Here is a 20,839-nt window from a genome sequence, read left to right as displayed (position 1 = left end):
AAGCGATTCTGATGCTACTTAAAAAAAATAAATTTTTACTAGAAAACGGAATTTGTCTGTTGTTATTTTCTTTTGTTATGCTGGAAGTTATCGCCGAGTTATTTTCATTCAAAGCAATTTTGTTTGCTTTTAGACCGGTTGTAGCTATTTTGATAATGTATCTTTATTGGATTACTTCTAAAGAAAGAAACTCATTTTTTTTTATAACGATGTTATTTTTATTAATGACTATTTTTTTTATTTTATCAGATTCGGAAACGGCTTTGATAATTGGATTGATTACTGTTTTGGCGCATCGATTGTTGGTCATTTTTTTTATAATAAAATTGAGTAAGGTTACTGATTTTGTGCCAATATTGATTGGCTTTATACCTTTCATTTTTATTTTCTCTTATATGCTTACCCTGTCAGATGAAATTTCAGAAAGTAGTTATTATTCTCTTATCATTCAAAATGTTCTGGTATCAATACTTGGTGGGATTGTTTTGTCTAACTATTTTATGAATGAGACTGAATATACGCCATGGCTGGGGATATTCGGGTTATTATCAGTAGCGCTCTATTTTACAGTTTTTGTTGAGAAATGTTTTTTATCTACGCTGCCACCCACTTATTTCAGGCCATTGGCAATGATTTTGTATGTTACAAGTTATTATTCTTTTTATCGATTTATTATCGATACAGAAACGATAAATGCTAAAAAGAAATCGATTATTATCATACAATAATCGATTTCCCCTCAAAAGCGTTAGCCTTATTGTTATCCAGATAAAAATCAATTCTTCCTAGATTTATACCATAACAACCCACTTGATTAACCAGGACTTCTTTACCGGCAAGGTTTTTTACAATGGTAGGTTTGTCTAGAAAAGTGTGTGTATGTCCACCAATGATTAAGTCAATGTCTTGCGTAAGTTCGGCTAATTTCAAATCACATATTTTATTAGGTTCATCTTTATATTTATACCCTAAATGAGACAAACAAATTACTAAATCACACTTTAGTTCTTGCTTTAAAATACGAACCATATCTTGAGCGGACTCTAGCGGATTGTTATAAACCGTTTCTTTATACATTCCTTTATCAACTAATCCGGCAAGCTCTATTCCAAGTCCAAAAACACCCACTTTGATACCATTCTTGTTGAATGTTTTGTACGGTTTTACAAAACCATCCATAACGGTGTTTTTAAAATCGTAGTTGGCTGATATAAACTCAAATTTAGCATGCGGCATTTGAGCATGCAAACCTTCAACACCGTTATCAAAATCGTGATTTCCTATCGTGGAAGCATCATATTGCATCATGCTCATCAATTTAAATTCCAGTTCTCCGCCGTAATAATTAAAATAGGGCGTTCCTTGAAAAATATCACCCGCGTCCAGCAATAACACATTTGGATTCTCTTTTCGGATCGTTTCAATCAGGGCTGCTCTTCGCGCCACGCCACCCATATTTGCATTTCTGGGATGATCTGCAGGAAATGGATCAATGTAACTGTGTACATCATTAGTATGTAAGATTGTCAAATGTCTTTTTTGCGAAGATTCAAAGCTGCTTAATGATAAACCTAAACTTAGTAAAGCTGAACTGGCAGCTGTTTTTTCTATAAATTCTCTTCTTTTCATTTTATATTTTTTTGGAGCTATTTACTTCGTCAATTCGCTTTGCTCGTGTCCCGCTTTTCGTTGCAATATTTTTTATCGTGAAAAACGATAAAAAATGATTTCCTCTTCACTCGGGACTACGGCTTTGTGGTTTTAAAATTACTTACGGTTGTTAAAAACGGAATTCTGCGACGGAAAACTGAACACTTATTTTTATTCAACCGTAATTCTTATATCATTTATCACAGGAATTGTGTCTACTGCTTTAAAATAATCAATAAGAATATTTCGTAATTTATAGTCTAAATCAAATTTCTGAATGCCTTTTTTAAAGAAATTCATGTTGTCGCCGCCATTAGATAAATAATCATTCGTTCCCACATAATAAACAGTCTCTTTTTTAATGAGTTTTCCTTGTATTAATATGTTTTTAGGAAGGTTGTTTTTGTCAATGGTAAATGTTACTCCAGCTAGTGGATGTGGTTTTTTTTCGGCTATAAAATAATCGACCATTTCAAGAATTTGTTCTCCTTTTAAAGCAATCACAACCAAACTATTTTCAAAAGGCATGATTTCAAAAGCCGTTCTTGCCGTCACATTTCCTTTTGGAAGTATCGAACGAATTCCTCCGCTGTTGAGCAAACATATATCAATGTTCTTTTTTTCTCGGGCTTGAAATACAGTGTTTCCTCTCATTAATGTAACATCAGCCATCAAATTACCAATGGTAGTTTGCCATTTACCGGTGCTTTTATCTAATGTTTCCGGACAATATGCTAGAATACTGTCTAAATCTTTATTGATGTGCTCTCTGTAAGGTTTGATAAAATTTTCAATTTGAGGAACTTGATTTTCCTTTTCGGTGATTGGAATTCGTTTCCCTTCTATCTTAGTAACGTAATAATTTTGTTTGCTGCAAGAAGCAACAAACAAAAATGTTAAGAATATAACAAAAAGTTTAGAAAAATCGTTATACTTTTTTAGATTTACCATTTTAAATGCAACTTAATTAATTAATTTTGTAATCAAGTAAAAGTAATATGTTTTGAATTATATAAAAGATTTTTTTGTTAAAAAAACATTAAAAAAAAGCTTTCAAAATTTAAAAAATAGTGAGTCAGTTACGGTTGTAAAAACAATTGGTTTGCTGGTTGATGCGACTCGTTTTGTCGAAACAGAATTATTGATTCAACAATTAGTAGCAAATGGAATTGCACGAGAAAATATAACAACAATTATTTATGCAGGTCTATTTAAGAAAACAGTAGAGAAAAAATATCTTGTATTTAATTCAGGAAATCTGCAGTGGAATGGAGAAATTTCTTCGTTGAAAATTAATACTTTTATCAGTGAGAAATTTGATTTGTTAATCAGTTATTACGATTTAGAAAAAGCATTATTGTTAAAAATTACTCATAATTCCAAAGCGCATTTTAAAGTCGGTTTTTCATCAATAGACAAAAGATTAAATCATTTTATAATTAAAACAGAGGTTCGCAATTATACACTTTTTGTAAGTGAGTTATTCAAATATTTAAAATTATTAAACAAAATATAAATTTAATATGCAATCATTAATAGGTACCGGTGTTGCTCTTGTAACCCCGTTTAAAGAAGATTTTTCAATTGACACCGAAGCATTAAAAAGAATTGTAAATTTTGCAATCGACGGAGGAATTGAATATCTCGTAGTGTTGGGGACAACTGCAGAAAATGCAACATTGTCACAAGACGAAAAAGAATTAGTTATTAGTACTGTAATCGAAGCTAATAATGGAAGTTTGCCATTAGTACTTGGAGTAGGAGGGAATAACACTTTTAAAGTTGTTGAAGAGTTAAAAACTAGAGATTTGTCTTCATTTGTAGCAATATTATCAGTGTCTCCGTATTATAATAAACCCACTCAGGAAGGTATTTATCAACACTTTAAAGCAGTTGCTGAAGCATCGCCAATTCCAGTGATTTTATACAATGTTCCTGGAAGGACGGCCAGCAATATGTTACCTGCAACGGTTATACGTTTGGCTAATGATTTTGAAAACATCGTTGCAATAAAAGAAGCAGCCGGAGATATCGTTCAAGCGATGCAATTATTGAAAAATAAACCAAAGGATTTTCTTGTGATTTCAGGAGATGATATGATAGCTTTGCCGATGGTTTTGGCAGGAGGATCAGGCGTTATATCTGTAATTGGGCAAGGTTTTCCCAAAGAATTTTCTGAAATGATTCGATTAGGTTTAAATCGGAAAGTGGATGAAGCATACAAATCTCAATACCTTTTAGCGGATTGTATTGATATGATTTTTGAGCAAGGAAATCCGGCAGGAATCAAACAAGTGTTTCTATCACTGGGTATTTCAAAAAACACAGTACGTTTGCCCTTAATAAAGGTAGACGATTCGCTAGCAGGAAGAATTGATCAATTTGTCAAAAAAGTCAATAAACAAGGGTAAAAAAAGAGTCTTTTTTTAAACAAAAAATATATTTTGAAGTCGCTAAATTAATAACTAAATTTGCCACCGAAACTTCGGTATGATTTCATGGGTTGTTTCAGCCAAGAAATCATAAAAAAAGTAAAAAAATGAAAAAAATACTATCTCTGTTGCTTTTTGTAGCTTTATTCAGTTCTTGTAACGAATACCAAAAAGCATTGAAAACCGAAGATGTGGCTATTAAATTTGAAATGGCTACAAAATTATACGATGAAGGGAAATATTCTAAAGCGATTCGTATTTTTGAACAAATTGCTCCAGCGTACAGGGGAAAACCTCAAGCAGAAAAATTGTTTTACATGTTTGCTCAGTCGTATTACAAAACACAGCAATATTATTTAGCAGGATATCAATTTGAGAGTTTTGTTTCAGGATATCCAAAAAGTGAAAAACTGGAAGAAGCAGCCTATTTAGGAGCAAAAAGCTACTCTATGTTGTCACCCGCTTACAGTTTAGATCAGGCGGATACTACTAAAGCATTAGATAAATTGCAAACATTTATTGATAATTATCCCAGTTCAACCTATTTAGGAGAAGCGAATGCAGCTGTAAAAGTATTAAGCGAGAAAATAGAGAAAAAGGTTTTCGAAAACGCTAAAGGTTACAATACAATTTCTGACTATAAATCAGCAATTGTTGCCTTAGATAATTTTGTAGCAGATTATCCGGGAACTCCGTTCAAAGAAGATGCGTTATATTACAAGTTAGATTCAGCATATCAATTGGCAATTAATAGTATTCCATCAAAAATGGAAGATCGATTAAATGTTGCAAAAACAGCACAATTGAATTTGATTAAATTTAAAGCAGACACTAAATACAAGCAAGTAGCTAACGATATGTTAGCGCGAATAGATAAAGATTTACAAAAATTTACTAAATAAATAAAGTCATGGATTTAAAAAAGACGAATGCTCCGGTAAATACAATAACATACAACAAAACTGTTATTGAAGAACCTACTGGGAATGTATATGAAGCAATAACCATTATGGCTAAAAGAGCAAACCAAATCAATTCTGAAATCAAAAAAGAATTGACTGAGAAATTGGAAGAATTTGCTACATATAATGACAGTCTTGAAGAAGTTTTTGAAAACAAAGAGCAAATTGAGGTTTCTAAATTTTACGAAAAACTACCTAAGCCACACGCTTTAGCAGTTCAAGAATGGTTAGATGGTAAAATTTACCACAGAGATTCAAATAAATAATAGGTACGATGTCAGTTTTAAGCGGTAAGAAAATTCTACTTGGTGTTTCTGGTGGAATTGCAGCCTATAAAACCGCAACATTAGTACGACTTTTTATAAAAGCAGGTGCACATGTCCAAGTGATAATGACACCTGCTTCTAAGGATTTTGTAACTCCACTTACATTATCTACCTTATCGAAAAATCCAGTACATTCCAGTTTTTATAATCAAGACGACGAGAATGAAAAATGGAATAATCATGTTGAATTAGCACTTTGGGCTGATTTGATGTTAATTGCTCCAGCAACCGCAAATACTTTATCTAAAATGACCGCTGGTATTTGTGACAATCTTTTGATTGCAGCTTATTTATCAGCAAAATGTCCAGTGTATTTTGCTCCTGCAATGGATTTAGACATGTACAAACATCCTTCTACAATTGCTAATTTCGCGTCTTTGACTCAGTTTGGCAATACAATAATTCCTGCTGGAAGCGGTGAATTGGCAAGCGGATTATCCGGAGAAGGAAGAATGGCGGAACCGGAGAACATTGTAACTTTTATCGAAGCAGATTTAAATAGTAAATTACCGCTCAAGGGGAAAAAAATATTAATTACTGCCGGTCCCACTTACGAAGCATTAGATCCTGTACGTTTTATAGGAAATCATTCTTCAGGAAAAATGGGTTTTGATATAGCAATTAGTGCTGCAAATCTAGGTGCGTCAGTGATTTTAGTTTCGGGACCTACAAATTGTAAAGTTTCAAATCCTTTAATAAATGTAATTAATGTTGTTTCTGCCGAAGAAATGTATGTGGCTTGTCATCAGTTTTATGCTGATGTGGATGTTGCCATTGCTGCTGCTGCCGTTGCAGATTACAAACCCAAGAATGTCGCACAACAAAAAATAAAAAAAGCTGCGGATGACTTTACAATAGAGCTCGAAAAAACAAAGGATATTTTAGCTTCTTTGGGGGAACAGAAGAAAAATCAGTTTCTGATAGGTTTTGCTTTAGAAACAGAAAATGAAATTGAGAATGCGACCTTGAAAATTCAGAAAAAAAACTTAGATTTGATAGTTTTAAATTCGCTGCAAGATCAGGGTGCTGGTTTTAGTAAACCAACAAATAAAGTTACCTTTATTGATAAGTATTTCAATATTGAGCCAATGGAATTAAAATCGAAAGAAGCTGTTGCAGATGATATTCTACATAAAGTGAAAATGCATTTTATGAAATGAGCGTAACGGATTTGTAATTCAAATACATTGTTTGAATTACACAGCCAAGAGATAAGAAATAATACAAATCTAGAGATGAATAAAATAATTATTTTTTTTCTGCTTTTTACTTTTGGGCTTACGCAAGCGCAACAACTAAACTGTACGGTTACGGTTGATTCACAAACATTGAGCGTTACCAATCAGCAAGTTTTTAAAACACTGCAAACTTCGATAAGCGAGTATATTAATAAAACGGATTGGACTGGACAAGCGGTAAAGCAAAATGAAAAAATTAATTGTTCGATGTACATTACTGTTTCTTCGAACAACTCAGATCAATTTACTGCGACTATTCAAGTGCAATCTTCAAGACCTATTTTTAATTCCTCTTATTCCTCTCCGGTATTAAATTATAATGATAAAGACTTTAATTTTAGATATACTGAGTTTGAAAATCTAATTTTCAGTCCAACTACATTCGATTCCAACCTAGTTTCTGTTATAGCTTTTTACAGTTACATGATTTTAGGAATGGATGCTGATACTTTTGTTTCTGGATCTGGAAATTCGTATTTTGAAACGGCGCAAAACATCTCGAATGTGGCACAACAAGGAGGTTCTAAAGGATGGAGTCAATCCGATGGAAATCAAAATCGCTACTTTTTGATAAACGATATTTTATCCCCAGCATTTAAACAAGTGCGCTTAACTATGTTCGAATATCACGCTGGCTTAGACTTAATGAGTCAGGATTTAAAAGCATCTAAAGAAAAAATAAAAGAATCACTAATCGATTTGGGTAATCTAAATACTTCCAGACCCAATGCATTTTTAACGCGTGTCTTTTTTGATGCTAAATCAGATGAAATCGTTTCTATATTTTCTGGTGGACCCAGTATTACAATCTCAGATTTAGCAGATAATCTGAATAAAATTTCTCCTTTGAATTCAAGTAAATGGACGCTGATAAAATATTAATTGATTTCCAATTTTTAGTTTAAATAAGCTTCACATCACAAAACAATATAGTAAATGATAACGTCACTTTCGATAAAAAACTATGCCTTAATAGAAAAATTGTCTATTGATTTTTCAAAAGGGTTTTCAATAATTACCGGAGAAACCGGAGCAGGAAAATCAATAATATTAGGTGCGATAGGTTTGGTGTTAGGAAAAAGAGCCGATTTGACTTCGTTAAAAAACAAAGAAGAAAAGTGTGTGATTGAAGCTCATTTTGAGATTTCTAAGTATAATTTACGTCCTTTTTTTGAGGAAAATGATTTAGATTACGAAAATGACACCATCATTAGGCGTGAAATCCTTCCTTCAGGAAAGTCTAGGGCTTTTATAAATGACAGTCCTGTAAATCTTCAGGAATTGCAGCAACTAAGCTTGTTCCTGATAGATATTCATTCGCAACAGCAAACCCAAGAACTTTCGGATGAAAATGTGCAGTTCGAAATTATAGACGCAATTGCCAATAATAAAGAAACAATTCTGGAATATCAAACGCTTTTAAAAAGTTATAAATCGGATAAATCCAAATTAAATTCGCTTTTGAAAAAACAAAGCGAATCTAAGAAAGAACAAGAATACAATACTTTTTTATTAGATGAATTAGTTGGAGCACAATTAAAATCGGGCGAACAAGAATCGCTTGAGACTGATTTTGAGAAACTGAATAATGTTGAAATTATAAAAGAATCTATTGATAAATCTTTGGCTCTAGCCAATGAAGAACAGATTGGAGTGCTGCATAGTTTGAATGAAATAAAGGTTTCATTACAAAAAATAGCCTCTTTTTCGATTGAATATCATACTTTGTTAGAAAGAATTACCAGCTTAACCATTGAGTTTGATGATATTTCGGATGAAATGATTCGCTGTTCAGAGAAGTTGATTAATGATCCGGAACAACTGGATTTAATTAGCCAAAAACTTCAGGTGATTTTTAATTTGCAAAAGAAACATCAGGTTTCTTCGGTAGAGGAATTACTGAAAATTCAGGAGAATCTAGAAAATTCAGTATTAGAATTAGGCAATATGGGAGAAGAAATTACTGCACTGACAATTTCTATTGGACAAAAAACAGCTGAATTAGATGTTTTTTCCACTACTATTCATGCTAATAGATTGGATTCTATTCCAGTTTTATCTCAAAAGTTAATTACGATTTTAGAAACTTTGGGAATGCCAAATGTTCGCTTTAATATTGATATTACTACTACCGAAACGTATTTCCAAAATGGAAAAGATGAGCTTCAGTTTTTATTCTCTGCTAATAAAGGAACTGATTTTGGTTTATTGAAAAAAGTAGCTTCCGGTGGAGAAATGTCTAGGATTATGCTGGCAGTTAAGGCGATATTGGCACAATATTCAAAATTACCAACCTTGATTTTTGATGAAATTGATACTGGTGTTTCGGGCGAAATTGCCAATAGAATGGGCGAAATAATGAAAGAAATGAGTCAGGAAATGCAAATTTTTGCGATTACCCACTTACCTCAAATTGCGGCCAAAGGAAATGCGCATTTCAAAGTGTTTAAATCAACTATAGGAGAGGACACCTTGTCTGAATTGAAGTTGTTAAATGCAGAGGAAAGACTGGTCGAAATTGCTCAAATGTTATCAGGAACTGTTGTTTCTGATTCGGCCTTAAATCATGCTAAAGCCTTGCTGAACTAATTTTTTACTATATATTTGTTTCCTTATAAAAGCAAGACTTTTGCATCAGCATAAAAACGATTACACGAATAAATAAAAAAACGAATAACCTAGAGTATGATTATTGAACCAAGAATGAGAGGATTTATTTGTACGACATCTCACCCAAAAGGATGCGAACAAAATGTTAAAAATCAAATTGAATATATTAAATCAAATGGACCTATAAACGGGGCTAAAAAAGTATTGGTTATTGGAGCTTCAACCGGTTTTGGTTTGGCTTCTAGAATTACAAGTGCTTTTGGTTCTGATGCAGGAACTATTGGTGTATTTTTTGAAAAACCTCCAGCAGAAGGTAAAACAGCTTCGCCAGGGTGGTATAATTCTGCAGCTTTTGAAACGGAAGCTCATGCTGCCGGTTTATATGCAAAAAGTATCAATGGAGATGCTTTTTCGAATGAAGTAAAACAACAAACATTAGATCTTATAAAAACTGATTTAGGTCAAGTAGACTTAGTAATCTATAGTTTAGCTTCTCCTGTTCGGATGCATCCAGTTACCGGTGTTTTGCATCGTTCTACGTTGAAACCTATCGGAAGTACTTTTACCAATAAAACCGTTGATTTTCATTCGGGCACAGTTTCAGAAATATCAATTGAGCCTTGCAGTGGTGATGATATAGAAAACACAGTTGCCGTAATGGGAGGTGAAGATTGGGCGATGTGGATTGATGCATTAAAAGCTCAAAATTTATTAGCTCCGGGCGCTACAACTGTTGCTTATTCATATATCGGGCCATCATTGACTGAAGCCGTTTATAGAAAAGGAACAATAGGTCGTGCCAAAGATCATCTTGAAGCGACTGCTTTTGCGATCACTGACAGTTTAGCGGCAATTGATGGAAAAGCATTTGTTTCGGTCAATAAAGCATTGGTTACTCAAGCTAGCTCTGCAATTCCTGTTATTCCACTCTATATTTCATTATTATACAAAATAATGAAGGAAGAAGGAATTCATGAAGGTTGTATCGAACAAATTCAACGCTTGTACCAACAAAGATTATACACGGGAAATGAAGTTCCAGTCGATGAAAAAGGTAGAATCCGTATTGACGATTTAGAAATGCGTCCTGATGTTCAAGAAAAAGTGGCTAAATTGTGGATTGAAGCTGTAACTGAAAATTTATCTGAAATAGGAGATTTACAAGGCTATAGAAAAGATTTTTACAATCTATTTGGCTTTGACGTAGCAGGAGTTGATTATAAAGCAGATGCAGACGAAGTGGTAAGCATCGAAAGTATTGCTTAATTGCTACTGAATTAAATATTTAGTTTCTGTAATGCATCTTAATTTCACAATGGTTTTATTCATTTCGAAATTAAGATGCATTATTTTTTAAAGTACAGACTTAAATTAATTGTATTATGTATAACTTATTAAAAGGTAAAAGAGGAATCATTTTTGGCGCTTTAGATGAAAATTCTATCGCATGGAAAACCGCAGAAAGAGTTTTTGAGGAAGGAGGAACTTTTGTCCTTACAAATGCTCCAGCTTCCATCCGAATGGGGACAATTGATGTGCTTGCGCAAAAAACAAATGCTCAAATTATCCCTGCTGACGCAACCTCAGTGGCTGATTTAGAGTATTTAGTAGATCAGGCTATGGAAATACTAGGCGGTAAAATTGATTTTGTTTTACACTCGATCGGAATGTCAGTAAATGTTCGAAAAGGCAATCATTACACCAATCAAAACTATGATTATACCGAAAAAGGATGGAATGTTTCGGCGGTTTCTTTTCATAAAGTAATGCAGGTTTTGTATAAAAAAGATGCTATGAACGAGTGGGGAAGTATTGTCGCGCTATCCTATATGGCGGCACAACGCGTGTTTCCAGATTATAACGACATGGCAGATAACAAAGCGTTTTTAGAATCTATTGCACGAAGTTTTGGGTATTTCTTTGGTAGAGATAAAAAAGTAAGAGTCAACACTATTTCTCAATCCCCCACACCTACAACGGCAGGACAAGGTGTAAAAGGTTTTGGCGGATTTATAAATTTTGCCGAAAAAATGTCACCTCTGGGAAATGCATCTGCTTTAGATTGTGCTAATTATACCCTTACCCTGTTTTCTGATTTGACCAGAAAAGTGACTTTGCAAAACTTGTTACATGATGGGGGTTTCTCAAATATGGGAGTAAGTCAGGAAGTAATGGAAATGTTTGAATAAAACGCAGCAACTTATTTATAAAACCATCAACTAATAGTTGATGGTTTTTTTATGGATAAAGATTACATTTGTTAAAATTTTTTAAGTTTAAAAAACATCTTTAATACCACATTTTTAATTTTATGCTATTTTCCCTAATTATACCAGTTTACAATCGTCCGGATGAAGTTCAGGAACTTTTGGAGAGTTTATCTCATATGACCTATAACGAAATTTTTGAAATTGTTATTGTTGAAGATGGTTCCTCTATAGTTTGTAAAGATGTTGCGCAGAGATATGGGGACAGATTAGATATTTCTTATTATTACAAAGACAATTCAGGTCCTGGTGATTCCAGAAATTATGGAATGCACAAAGCCAGGGGCGATTATTTTATTATTTTCGATTCGGATTGTATTATACCAACACAATATTTGTCAGAAGTTGACAAGGCATTAAAACAGGACTATGTAGATTGTTTTGGAGGACCTGATAAAGCTTTAGACAGTTTTTCAGACATTCAAAAAGCAATTAATTTCGCAATGACTTCTTTTTTAACTACGGGTGGAATTAGAGGTGGTTCGGAAAAAATAGATAAGTTTCAGCCTCGAAGTTTTAATATGGGATTGTCGCGAAAAGCTTTTGAAGCATCGCAAGGTTTTGGAAACATCCATCCTGGTGAAGATCCGGATTTGTCAATTCGGTTGTGGAACTTAGGTTTTGAAACTAAACTGTTTCCAAGTGCTTTTGTGTATCACAAGCGAAGAATTGATTGGAATAAGTTTTCCATTCAGGTAAATAAATTTGGCAAAGCACGACCAATTTTGAATAGTTGGTATCCAAAATACAACAAGCTTACTTTCTTCTTTCCTTCGGTATTCATAATTGGATTTTTTACTTCCTTTTTATTAATGTTGATTTTTAATTTTGATTTGCTGCTTCAATTGTATTTTGTTTATTTTGTATTACTATTTTTGGTGTCTTCGTATCAAAATAAAAGTTTAAAAATCGGGTATTTATCATTGATAGCTGTTTGGAAACAATTTTACGGTTACGGTACGGGTTTTTTAAAATCATTTTATAAAATTATCATTTTGAAGCAAAAACCTCAAGATGCTTTCCCGGAATTATTTTTTAAAGTGTAACATGGTAAAAATAATTGGTTTAACTGGCGGTATAGGAAGTGGGAAAACCACTGTAGCAAATTATATTAATTCATTTGGAATACCTGTGTACATTGCTGATGATGAAGCCAGAAAAATCATGCACTCTGCAATCATTACTGAAGCCATTAAAAGTACATTTGGCGACGCAGTTTTTGAAAACGAGAAATTGAATAGAGAAAAACTGGCTAAAATTGTATTCAATGACCCTGAAAAATTAGAAAAACTCAACAAGATTGTTCATCCTGCGGTAAAAAAGCATTTTGAGCAATGGCTTTTGCAACATAAAAATGTCCCATATGTCATTTATGAAGCTGCTATTTTATTTGAAAGCGGTAGTTACAAAAATTGCGATGTAATTGTAACTGTCACAGCACCAGTAGCGGTAAGAATCCAGAGAGTTATGGAACGTGATAAAACGACACGAAAACTTGTTTTGAAAAGAATAAATGCACAATGGACTGACGAACAGCGCATCTCAAAAAGCGATTTCGTCATAGAGAATACTTCTTCAAAAACTACAAAATTAGAAGTTGTTAAAATTCTTAAAATTTTAAAGATTAGGCAAAATGCCCTATAGGTGTTAATGTTTGGTTAATCTATTATTTAATTTATTGTTAAAATACTAAATTTGTTTCGATGAATAAACTATTTTTCAGGTTACTTGTTTTATTGATGAGCTTGTCTTTAATTGGGATAATTCTTGTTCAGGTGTATTGGTTTAATACCTCTTTTAAAAATAACGATGAGCAATTTAAATTCCATGTCAAGCAAGTTATTGGTAATGTGGCGGATAAAATTCAAAAACAGGAAGCATATAACTTTTACGATAAAATAAATCATTATAAAGACAGTACAGGAAAAGTACCAAAGAAGAATGATATATTAGAATTTTATTATGTTCAGAAAAACCCAAGAACCAATAAAACAATTATATATTCAAACAGTATAATTTCTGAAGATTACAACATTTCACCAACGTTCTTTGATAAAAAATTTGATAGTGAGAAATTCAAAAGTTTTAGTTCTAAACGGGTTACAGAAGTTTATAACAATAATTCTATTGATAAGTCGGGTGTTACGCAAAGTTTAATACCTGATGTAAGAGTAGAGAAAACTGGTAATTTAGATGTCTTAGACAATGCTTCCTTTGAAATATTTTATAAAGATTTCGCTTCTGTTTTACCTATTCAGGAAAGAGTTTCAAAAGAAACGTTGAGTAAACTTATCAAAAAAGAGCTCGAAGTATCTGGTGTAAATACTAAATTTGAGTTTAGTGTTTACAGTAGTAATTTAGCTACGAAAGTAAAATCTAATAATTTTAAATACGACAAAGAAGCCACTTATTCAACTCCAATATTTTCAGATAATGAAGGAAACAGCAAATACCAATTGTTGGTTACATTTCCTCACAAAAAGAAATTTTTACTGTCAGAACTTGTTAGTATAACAGTTCTTTCAATTGTTTTTACACTGATAATCTTAATTGCGTATTCAAGTGCACTGAATCAATTAATACGGCAACGCCAAATTTCTGAAATCAAAAATGATTTCATAAATAATATGACACATGAATTTAAAACTCCAATTGCTACTATAAATCTTGCTTTGGATGCAATTAGAAATCCAAAAATAATAGATGATAAAGAGAAGGTTTTGCGATATCTTCAAATGATTAAGGATGAGAATAAACGCATGCATGCACAAGTAGAAAATGTGTTGCGAATCTCAAAATTAGAAAAGAAAGAATTAGATATTACTAAGGAATCAAATAATATTCATGAAATAATTGAAGATGCAATAGATCATGTGAATTTGATCTTAGAAGACAGACAGGGTACAATTACCTGTTATTTTAAAGCGGTAAGAACCACAGTTTTAATCAATGATGTTCATTTTACCAATGTCATTGTAAATATTTTAGAAAATGCTGTAAAATACTCACCTAATATTCCTGAAATTGAAATTTTTACTGAAAATATCAAAGATATGGTTATTATTAAAGTAAAAGATAGTGGATTAGGAATGGGTAAAATAGCGCAGAAAAGAATTTTTGAAAAATTCTATAGAGAGCATACCGGAGATATTCATAATGTAAAAGGACACGGTTTAGGTTTAGCTTACGTAAAAAGAATCGTTGAAGACCATAACGGTCAAGTTTATGTAGAAAGTGAAAAGGGAAAAGGGAGTACCTTCATAATAAAATTACCATTAATAAATTAGAATATGGAAAATGTAAATAAAAAAATACTTTTAGTTGAAGATGACCTTAATTTTGGAGCAGTTTTAAAAGATTATTTAATGCTAAACGATTTTGACGTCACTTTGGCCAAAAATGGAATGGAAGGATTCGAAAAATTCAAAAAGGATACTTACGATTTATGTATTCTGGATGTAATGATGCCTTACAAAGATGGTTATACTTTGGCAAAAGAAATTAGAGAAAAAAATAATGAAGTTCCCATTATTTTCTTGACGGCCAAATCAATGAAAGAAGATGTGTTGAAAGGATATAAAGCAGGTGCCGATGATTATTTGAATAAACCTTTTGATTCTGAAGTATTGTTGATGAAAATTAAAGCAATTATCCAAAGAAAATCATCTGATACTAAAGCGGAACAAGTACAATTTGAATTTAATATTGGTAAATTTCATTTGAACTCAAAGCTTCGTTTTTTAACCTTCAATAATGAAGAGCCAATAAAATTATCTCCAAAAGAGAATGAATTATTGAAAATGTTAATTCTTCACGAAAATGATTTGATGCCAAGAGAATTAGCCTTGACAAAAATCTGGAGAGATGACAACTATTTTACGTCAAGAAGTATGGATGTGTACATCGCTAAGTTGAGAAAGTATTTGAAACTTGATGAAGATGTAGAAATTTTAAACATCCACGGAGAAGGATTCAGATTAGTTGTAAAGAATAAAGTAGTAGAATAAATAGACATAAGCCTCAAGAATTTGAGGCTTTTTTTTTGGATTAAAAAGATATTTATTTCCAGTTTAGTTGCAAGGCAAAACGCGTCTTGTCTTCTTTTGTAATGCTAAAAACAGTCTCTCTGTCGGAAATACTTTCATGGATAATCACTTTATCCTTTAGCGACAATTCCTTTAAGAAGTTCATCTCAAAACTTTTAATTTTTTGATGCAGGATTAGTTTTTCATCAATCAGATCCAAACACCATTCTAGATATTTGACATTATTGACATGCTTTACAATGTCTAAATCGGATAAAAAAACTTTCTTTTCAAAAACTATTTCTTTCTCATTATTGAAATTTATTTTAGAAAAACCCTCTAAAGTAGCTCTTTTTTCGGGAAATAGTTCAAAATGTTGATACGGCAAAGCTAATGCTTCCGGCCGACGTTTTTGAGTATTAAATACGGCCCAGAAAGTTTCAGAACCCACCATTTTTTCTTCATTTACGTGCATTTCCAGGGCCCGAACTGAACGGGAGTTCTCTAAGGAATTGATCCATGTTTTTACGGTTACAGTATCTCCCCATTTTGGTAATTTAGAGATTTCCACACGCATTCGGCTCAAAACCCAAGCTTGGTTAAATTCCTGCATATCGGTAAAACTGATTCCACCAATTTCTGAATGTTCCGCAGCCGTTAATTGTAAAATAGTACACAAATCCGTGTATTTTAAAAATCCATTTGGTGCACATTGTGTAAAATTGATTTCCCAGTCTTTGCTGAGAATGGAAGTGAAGTTAGGAGAGATGGGCATATAAATAAGTATAGGTTTGTTTTATTTTTTTGAATTAATATATTCAACAATATTTTTATAGGGAGTTTCAAAATCAAACCATTTGGTGTTTTCATTTCTTTTGAACCAAGTCAATTGGCGTTTAGAAAATCTTCGAGTGTTCTTCTTTATTTCTTCAATGGCAAATTCCAATGAAATTTCTCTGTCAAAGTATCTGAATAATTCTCTGTAACCCACAGTTTGCAGCGCATTCAATTCTTTATGTAGGAATAGTGTTTTTGCCTCTGCTAATAAACCTTCACTCATCATTATGTCAACGCGTTGATTGATTCGGCTGTAAATAATCTTTCTGTCTGCTTCTAAACCTATTAAAATAGGAGTGAAGTTTCGGTTGTTTTTTTTCTGGTTTAAGTAAGAAGAATACGGTTTTCCGGAACCCACGCATACTTCTACAAAACGCATCATTCGTTGTGGATTTTGCAAGGTTTGAGGATTCTCGGCAGTTAAAGTTTTGTAATAATCAGGATCTAAAATTTCGAGTTTTTGTTGTAAATAGCCAATTCCAAGTTTTTCATAATTCGAATTAATTTCTGTTCGTACTGATGCGTCTATTTCTGGAAATTCATCAAACCCTTTTAGAATGGCATCAACATACAATCCGGAACCGCCAACCAGAATGGCGTAATCATTGTTCAGAAATAATTCGTCAAGTTTTGCAATAGCTCCTTTCTCGAAATCACCAACGGTATAATTCTCGAAGATCGATTTGTTTTGGATAAAATGATGCGAAGCAGCTTCTAACTCGGCTTTGTTTGGTACAGCGGTTCCAATGGTCATTTCCTTGAAAAACTGTCGGCTGTCACAGGAAAGAATCGCGCATTTAAAATAATTGGCTAATACGATACTCAAAGAAGTTTTTCCTATAGCCGTGGGTCCGATAATGGTGATTAAGTATTTCATGTTGTCTAGCCCAGATGGAAACGGAAACCCCGGAGTTATGAAAGTTAGTTTTTCTTGGTGTAAAAGAGCGACCAAAGGAAGCTCCTTTTATGCCTTAGAAAAACAATTGAAATAACGAGGAGTTGCAGTGTACAGCTGGAATTGCTTCTAATTAATAAATTATAGTCCTTTGCCACAATGGTAGCAATATTTTGCGTTAAATTCGTGTACCTCGGCTCCACAATCTGGGCACGGATTGATTCGTGCGGCCTTTACTTTGTTTTTACGGTTGCTGTTTGCAAATTCAGCAGAGACGATCCCCGTAGGAACGGCTATTATTCCGTAACCCATTATCATTACTACCGATGCGATGGCCTGACCCAAAGGCGTTATAGGCGAAATATCTCCATATCCCACGGTTGTCAGTGTTACAATTGTCCAATAAATACTTATGGGAATACTGGTGAAACCGCCCTCACTTCCTTCAACAACATACATGACTGATCCTATTATGATGCTGCTGATTAACATGAAATAGATGAAAACTAGTATTTTTCCTTTGCTGGCAGTCAAGGCTTCTTTAAGATGAGTGGATTGGCTCGAGAATTTTGGGTGTTTCAAAATTTTGAATAACCGTAATAATCTAAGAGCTCTAACAACAGTTAGAACACTGGTTCCTACAATGAATAGCGAAAAATACATGGGTAAAGTCGCGATCAAATCAATTATTCCATAAAAACTAAAGATGTATTTCAACGGCTTTTTGATGGATATAATTCGGAGTAGATATTCTAAGGTAAAAAAAATAGTTATAATCCATTCCAAAACAATAAGTTCATTGTGGTATTGTAGGTCAAACTCTTTTACCGTTTCGAGCATAACGATCACCACGCTGACAAGAATAACACCTAAAAGAACAAGATCGAATAATCGTCCGGAAGCGGTATTGGTTCCGTAAATTATAATATTTGTTTTTTGTCTAAAAGCGGTGAATAGTGACTTTGTTCTTTGCATAATTATTTAGTTATTACTTTATGCGTTTAGAATTTTAAGGTCTTTATTGTTTTATTTTTTCGGATGTGTCCCTGGATTATATTTTTAGTATCACGGTTATTTTGCATTGGAATGATGATGTTCCTCAGTATTTCGATATTGTTGATTTGATAATTTAAATCATAAAAAGCATAGCCTTTATAAATTCCGTTTTCTATCAAAACTGCTGATCGTTCACTAATGGTTCTTCCTCGATCGATGAGTATCATGTTTTGATTTTCGAAACTGTTTTTCTCAATAAAACTAAGCACTCTTGCATTATATTCGTCGGGAGAAACGGCACCAATACAAGCACCGTCACACTCTTTTATGCTGTATTGAAAACAGTTTGTTTTTGAGACATATAAACCAGTTAGTTTTTGGCACAAATTATAATGGGAAGTGATGCTAAACAACGTATTTTTGCCTTCTTGCAAGGAAGTGAAGGAGGTAATTTCTTTTTTTCGACCATCCGCTTTTTGAAGTTTCAAATTAATATATCCTTTTTCATCTTTTTCAGCATACAAAGCCAGTTGAAAAATACTTTTTCGTTGGGCTCTGTTATAGATGGGTTTATTGATTTTAATTTCTTCACTTTCTTTTAATAAAGCAATCAATTCGCTCCCGGTTTCATCATACGTTACGGTGAAAACTTCGGCTTGAATTTTTTTACATTTAATAGAAGTGCCTGTAAAATGCTGGTTGATACGTTTTTTTATGTTTCGGCTTTTGCCAATGTAAATCAGATCGCCCTTTACATTATGGATGTAATAGATGCCTGTTTTTGCGGGTAAGCCAGCCACGATATCCAGTAATTTTGGCGCAATTCCTTTTTCGATTTCCAGCTTGATAAAATCTTTTACAATCTCTTTCTCTAAATCTTTTTCTAAAAGAATTTTGAATAATTTAACAGTCGCCAATGCATCACCACTGGCTCTGTGACGGTCTGCCATTGGGATCCCAAGAGCACGAACCAGTTTTCCTAAACTATGGGAAGGTTGCTCTGGCAGCAGTTTTTTTGATAATTCAACCGTACAAAGCGTTCGGGCTTCAAAATCATACCCCAATCGCCGGAATTCAGTTCGTAGGATTCTATAATCAAAAGAAGCGTTATGCGCCACAATGACACAATCGTTAGTCATTTCGATGATGCGTTTTGCTACTTCAAAAAATTTAGGGGCAGATTGTAACATGGCATTATTGATACCAGTAAGTTTCACTACAAATGGCTGAATTGGAATTTCTGGATTTACTAAACTGATGAATTGATCCACCACTTCGTGACCATCAAATTTATAGATGGCTATTTCAGTAATTCCTTCTTCGTTAAATTGTCCTCCAGTGGTTTCTATGTCGAGTATTGCGTACATTTTCAATATCAATATCAAAAATCAATGTCAATATCAATTTTTCAATTTCAATAAAAAAAGCAACTTTGATTATCAACTTCTAATATGAATTTTTGATAATTGTAATTGAATTTTGTTATTGCTATTGCAATTGATTTTTTGCCATTGCCATTGATTTATTTTTTGTTATTTATCATTTTTGAAGCGATGGCTATAAGTTCTTCAACTTCTGTCAAAAGCCACTTTCTTTCTTCTAAATCTCCTGTTTTTATATAATCAAGAACTTTTAATGAATTTCTGGACTCTTTGAGTTCCTTTACGTAAAGGGAAACTTTAAATATAAAATCTCTACTTGTTATTGTTCCTTGAGCTTCTCCGTAATTCAGTGAAGAACTTCCAGATGATCTTATCAGTTGGTTTTTATAATATTCAATTTCATAAGACTTTTCTAATTTTCTAACAAAGAAAATACATTCACCTGCAAATCGAACTAAACGGTCTTCAAAACTGTATATTTTTTCAAAATTAGGTTCGTTTATATGCGTTTTTATTGAAATTGAATTTCGTTATTGCTAATTTCTTCCTCCAAAGATACTACTTCCAATCCGAACCATCGTGCTTCCGCATTCAACAGCAAGTTGATAATCCCCTGACATTCCCATTGAAAGGATGGTAATTTGTGAATTTTGAATTGCAAATTGATCAAAAATAGATTTCAAATGAATGAATTCTTTTTTGATTTGATCTTTATTGGCTGTGAAAGTAGCCATTCCCATTAATCCAACGATTCTAATATTCTTCAGTTCCTGAATTTCGTTTGATGATAGGAGGTAAGAGAGTTCTTCCTTGTCAAGACCAAATTTAGTTTCTTCTTCGGCAATATGCATTTGTAATAAACAATCGATAATTCGATGGTGTTTTAGCGCTTGTTTGTTAATTTCCTGTAGTAATTTAAAACTATCCACGCCATGAATTAAGTTCACAAATTGCGCCATAAATTTGACTTTATTTGTCTGAACGTGACCTATCATGTGCCATTGAATGTCTTTGGGCATTTGTTGCCATTTCTCCGCCATTTCCTGGATTTTGTTTTCTCCAAAAATGCGCTGACCGGCTTCATACGCTTCCATTAAATCTGGAATGGGTTTGGTTTTTGAAACTGCAACTAAGGTTACCTGTTCCGGTAAAGTAGCTTTTATCTTTACTATGTTATTTGCTATTGACATTTTAATGTTTTGATTTTAAATAGTTCTAA

General features: G+C 33.0%; 22 protein-coding genes. 14 read left to right on the top strand and 8 right to left on the bottom strand.

Annotation, left to right across the window (positions count from 1 at the left end; genetic code table 11):
* Nucleotides 1-11 precede the first annotated feature (11 nt).
* Nucleotides 12-728 (top strand): hypothetical protein, encoded by a 717-nt coding sequence (locus ACNQGJ_RS14585; RefSeq protein WP_417974200.1) that lies wholly within the window; start codon nucleotides 12-14, stop codon nucleotides 726-728.
* Here ACNQGJ_RS14585 and ACNQGJ_RS14580 read toward each other — a convergent pair.
* Together ACNQGJ_RS14580 and ACNQGJ_RS14575 are read right to left on the bottom strand one after the other, a co-directional pair.
* Nucleotides 718-1,629: a bifunctional metallophosphatase/5'-nucleotidase gene (locus tag ACNQGJ_RS14580; protein ID WP_417974202.1), complete on the bottom strand. Its 912-nt coding sequence runs from the start codon at nucleotides 1,627-1,629 to the stop codon at nucleotides 718-720. The two genes, ACNQGJ_RS14585 and ACNQGJ_RS14580, sit on opposite strands and share 11 nt — an antisense overlap.
* A 192-nt stretch (nucleotides 1,630-1,821) precedes the next feature.
* Nucleotides 1,822-2,601, bottom strand: coding sequence for a 5'-nucleotidase C-terminal domain-containing protein (locus ACNQGJ_RS14575; protein WP_417974204.1), 780 nt, complete (start codon nucleotides 2,599-2,601; stop codon nucleotides 1,822-1,824).
* A gap of 52 nt (nucleotides 2,602-2,653) precedes the next feature.
* On the opposite strand from ACNQGJ_RS14575, the gene ACNQGJ_RS14570 reads away from it, so the two are divergent.
* The 13 genes from ACNQGJ_RS14570 (at nucleotide 2,654) to ACNQGJ_RS14510 (ending at nucleotide 15,492) form a co-directional block, all read left to right on the top strand.
* The gene (locus tag ACNQGJ_RS14570) at nucleotides 2,654-3,166 is read left to right on the top strand and encodes a DUF6913 domain-containing protein (RefSeq protein WP_417974207.1); all 513 of its coding nucleotides are present in this window, start codon (nucleotides 2,654-2,656) and stop codon (nucleotides 3,164-3,166) included.
* Between the two features lie 7 nt (nucleotides 3,167-3,173).
* Nucleotides 3,174-4,061 carry a 4-hydroxy-tetrahydrodipicolinate synthase gene (gene dapA / locus ACNQGJ_RS14565; RefSeq protein WP_417974209.1) on the top strand — a complete coding sequence of 296 codons (888 nt, stop codon included), beginning with the start codon at nucleotides 3,174-3,176 and terminating at the stop codon, nucleotides 4,059-4,061.
* A 128-nt stretch (nucleotides 4,062-4,189) separates the two neighbouring features.
* On the top strand, nucleotides 4,190-4,984 hold the full coding sequence (locus tag ACNQGJ_RS14560; protein WP_417974211.1) for an outer membrane protein assembly factor BamD: 795 nt from the start codon (nucleotides 4,190-4,192) through the stop codon (nucleotides 4,982-4,984).
* An 8-nt stretch (nucleotides 4,985-4,992) separates the two neighbouring features.
* A complete protein-coding gene (locus tag ACNQGJ_RS14555) occupies nucleotides 4,993-5,310 on the top strand; it encodes a DNA-directed RNA polymerase subunit omega (protein WP_026709525.1) in 318 nt (105 codons plus the stop codon).
* Nucleotides 5,311-5,318: 8 nt separating this feature from the next.
* Complete coding sequence (gene coaBC, locus ACNQGJ_RS14550) at nucleotides 5,319-6,530, top strand: bifunctional phosphopantothenoylcysteine decarboxylase/phosphopantothenate--cysteine ligase CoaBC (protein WP_417974213.1); 1,212 nt, start codon at nucleotides 5,319-5,321, stop codon at nucleotides 6,528-6,530.
* Between the two features lie 75 nt (nucleotides 6,531-6,605).
* Nucleotides 6,606-7,490, top strand: coding sequence for a type IX secretion system protein PorD (gene porD / locus ACNQGJ_RS14545; protein ID WP_417974215.1), 885 nt, complete (start codon nucleotides 6,606-6,608; stop codon nucleotides 7,488-7,490).
* A 54-nt stretch (nucleotides 7,491-7,544) separates the two neighbouring features.
* Nucleotides 7,545-9,197, top strand: coding sequence for a DNA repair protein RecN (gene recN, locus ACNQGJ_RS14540; protein ID WP_417974217.1), 1,653 nt, complete (start codon nucleotides 7,545-7,547; stop codon nucleotides 9,195-9,197).
* A gap of 96 nt (nucleotides 9,198-9,293) precedes the next feature.
* Complete coding sequence (fabV, locus tag ACNQGJ_RS14535; protein WP_417974219.1) at nucleotides 9,294-10,484, top strand: enoyl-ACP reductase FabV; 1,191 nt, start codon at nucleotides 9,294-9,296, stop codon at nucleotides 10,482-10,484.
* Nucleotides 10,485-10,597: 113 nt separating this feature from the next.
* Nucleotides 10,598-11,407 (top strand): enoyl-ACP reductase FabI, encoded by an 810-nt coding sequence (locus ACNQGJ_RS14530; RefSeq protein ID WP_417974338.1) that lies wholly within the window; start codon nucleotides 10,598-10,600, stop codon nucleotides 11,405-11,407.
* Nucleotides 11,408-11,529: 122 nt separating this feature from the next.
* Nucleotides 11,530-12,531: a glycosyltransferase family 2 protein gene (locus ACNQGJ_RS14525; RefSeq protein ID WP_417974221.1), complete on the top strand. Its 1,002-nt coding sequence runs from the start codon at nucleotides 11,530-11,532 to the stop codon at nucleotides 12,529-12,531.
* 1 nt (nucleotide 12,532) lies between these two features.
* Complete coding sequence (gene coaE / locus ACNQGJ_RS14520; protein WP_417974222.1) at nucleotides 12,533-13,129, top strand: dephospho-CoA kinase; 597 nt, start codon at nucleotides 12,533-12,535, stop codon at nucleotides 13,127-13,129.
* A gap of 59 nt (nucleotides 13,130-13,188) precedes the next feature.
* Nucleotides 13,189-14,772, top strand: a complete 1,584-nt coding sequence (locus tag ACNQGJ_RS14515) for a sensor histidine kinase (protein WP_417974224.1) — start codon at nucleotides 13,189-13,191, stop codon at nucleotides 14,770-14,772.
* 3 nt (nucleotides 14,773-14,775) lie between these two features.
* Nucleotides 14,776-15,492, top strand: a complete 717-nt coding sequence (locus ACNQGJ_RS14510; RefSeq protein ID WP_417974226.1) for a response regulator transcription factor — start codon at nucleotides 14,776-14,778, stop codon at nucleotides 15,490-15,492.
* Between the two features lie 52 nt (nucleotides 15,493-15,544).
* On the opposite strand, the gene ACNQGJ_RS14505 is transcribed toward ACNQGJ_RS14510, so the two are convergent.
* From ACNQGJ_RS14505 to ACNQGJ_RS14480, 6 genes are all read right to left on the bottom strand, one after another.
* The gene (locus ACNQGJ_RS14505) at nucleotides 15,545-16,285 is read right to left on the bottom strand and encodes an acyl-[acyl-carrier-protein] thioesterase (protein WP_417974228.1); all 741 of its coding nucleotides are present in this window, start codon (nucleotides 16,283-16,285) and stop codon (nucleotides 15,545-15,547) included.
* Between the two features lie 21 nt (nucleotides 16,286-16,306).
* Entirely contained in the window at nucleotides 16,307-17,224 is a 918-nt protein-coding gene (miaA, locus tag ACNQGJ_RS14500) for a tRNA (adenosine(37)-N6)-dimethylallyltransferase MiaA (protein WP_417974230.1), read from the bottom strand.
* A gap of 159 nt (nucleotides 17,225-17,383) precedes the next feature.
* Nucleotides 17,384-18,217 carry an ion transporter gene (locus ACNQGJ_RS14495; protein ID WP_417974232.1) on the bottom strand — a complete coding sequence of 278 codons (834 nt, stop codon included), beginning with the start codon at nucleotides 18,215-18,217 and terminating at the stop codon, nucleotides 17,384-17,386.
* A 26-nt stretch (nucleotides 18,218-18,243) separates the two neighbouring features.
* Entirely contained in the window at nucleotides 18,244-19,605 is a 1,362-nt protein-coding gene (locus ACNQGJ_RS14490; RefSeq protein WP_417974234.1) for an exonuclease domain-containing protein, read from the bottom strand.
* 155 nt (nucleotides 19,606-19,760) lie between these two features.
* Nucleotides 19,761-20,099 carry a four helix bundle protein gene (locus ACNQGJ_RS14485; protein ID WP_417980383.1) on the bottom strand — a complete coding sequence of 113 codons (339 nt, stop codon included), beginning with the start codon at nucleotides 20,097-20,099 and terminating at the stop codon, nucleotides 19,761-19,763.
* Nucleotides 20,100-20,156: 57 nt separating this feature from the next.
* On the bottom strand, nucleotides 20,157-20,810 hold the full coding sequence (locus tag ACNQGJ_RS14480) for a YggS family pyridoxal phosphate-dependent enzyme (RefSeq protein WP_417974236.1): 654 nt from the start codon (nucleotides 20,808-20,810) through the stop codon (nucleotides 20,157-20,159).
* Nucleotides 20,811-20,839 lie beyond the last annotated feature (29 nt).

Source organism: Flavobacterium cryophilum (genome assembly GCF_048286555.1).
Lineage (GTDB): Bacteria > Bacteroidota > Bacteroidia > Flavobacteriales > Flavobacteriaceae > Flavobacterium.
Note: the sequence above shows the minus strand (reverse complement) of the source record. Positions and strands in the feature narration are given on the sequence as shown.

What these genes read in the sequence shown, in the direction of transcription:
- dapA (WP_417974209.1), top strand. Translation starts at nt 3,174, where the DNA reads ATGCAATCATTAATAGGTACCGGTGTTGCTCTTGTAACCCCGTTTAAA.
- ACNQGJ_RS14505 (WP_417974228.1), bottom strand. Translation starts at nt 16,285, where the DNA reads ATGCCCATCTCTCCTAACTTCACTTCCATTCTCAGCAAAGACTGGGAA.
- ACNQGJ_RS14515 (WP_417974224.1), top strand. Translation starts at nt 13,189, where the DNA reads ATGAATAAACTATTTTTCAGGTTACTTGTTTTATTGATGAGCTTGTCT.
- ACNQGJ_RS14585 (WP_417974200.1), top strand. Translation starts at nt 12, where the DNA reads ATGCTACTTAAAAAAAATAAATTTTTACTAGAAAACGGAATTTGTCTG.
- fabV (WP_417974219.1), top strand. Translation starts at nt 9,294, where the DNA reads ATGATTATTGAACCAAGAATGAGAGGATTTATTTGTACGACATCTCAC.
- ACNQGJ_RS14480 (WP_417974236.1), bottom strand. Translation starts at nt 20,810, where the DNA reads ATGTCAATAGCAAATAACATAGTAAAGATAAAAGCTACTTTACCGGAA.
- recN (WP_417974217.1), top strand. Translation starts at nt 7,545, where the DNA reads ATGATAACGTCACTTTCGATAAAAAACTATGCCTTAATAGAAAAATTG.
- miaA (WP_417974230.1), bottom strand. Translation starts at nt 17,224, where the DNA reads ATGAAATACTTAATCACCATTATCGGACCCACGGCTATAGGAAAAACT.
- coaE (WP_417974222.1), top strand. Translation starts at nt 12,533, where the DNA reads ATGGTAAAAATAATTGGTTTAACTGGCGGTATAGGAAGTGGGAAAACC.
- ACNQGJ_RS14495 (WP_417974232.1), bottom strand. Translation starts at nt 18,217, where the DNA reads ATGCAAAGAACAAAGTCACTATTCACCGCTTTTAGACAAAAAACAAAT.
- ACNQGJ_RS14510 (WP_417974226.1), top strand. Translation starts at nt 14,776, where the DNA reads ATGGAAAATGTAAATAAAAAAATACTTTTAGTTGAAGATGACCTTAAT.
- ACNQGJ_RS14555 (WP_026709525.1), top strand. Translation starts at nt 4,993, where the DNA reads ATGGATTTAAAAAAGACGAATGCTCCGGTAAATACAATAACATACAAC.
- ACNQGJ_RS14490 (WP_417974234.1), bottom strand. Translation starts at nt 19,605, where the DNA reads ATGTACGCAATACTCGACATAGAAACCACTGGAGGACAATTTAACGAA.
- ACNQGJ_RS14560 (WP_417974211.1), top strand. Translation starts at nt 4,190, where the DNA reads ATGAAAAAAATACTATCTCTGTTGCTTTTTGTAGCTTTATTCAGTTCT.
- coaBC (WP_417974213.1), top strand. Translation starts at nt 5,319, where the DNA reads ATGTCAGTTTTAAGCGGTAAGAAAATTCTACTTGGTGTTTCTGGTGGA.
- ACNQGJ_RS14575 (WP_417974204.1), bottom strand. Translation starts at nt 2,601, where the DNA reads ATGGTAAATCTAAAAAAGTATAACGATTTTTCTAAACTTTTTGTTATA.
- porD (WP_417974215.1), top strand. Translation starts at nt 6,606, where the DNA reads ATGAATAAAATAATTATTTTTTTTCTGCTTTTTACTTTTGGGCTTACG.
- ACNQGJ_RS14580 (WP_417974202.1), bottom strand. Translation starts at nt 1,629, where the DNA reads ATGAAAAGAAGAGAATTTATAGAAAAAACAGCTGCCAGTTCAGCTTTA.
- ACNQGJ_RS14525 (WP_417974221.1), top strand. Translation starts at nt 11,530, where the DNA reads ATGCTATTTTCCCTAATTATACCAGTTTACAATCGTCCGGATGAAGTT.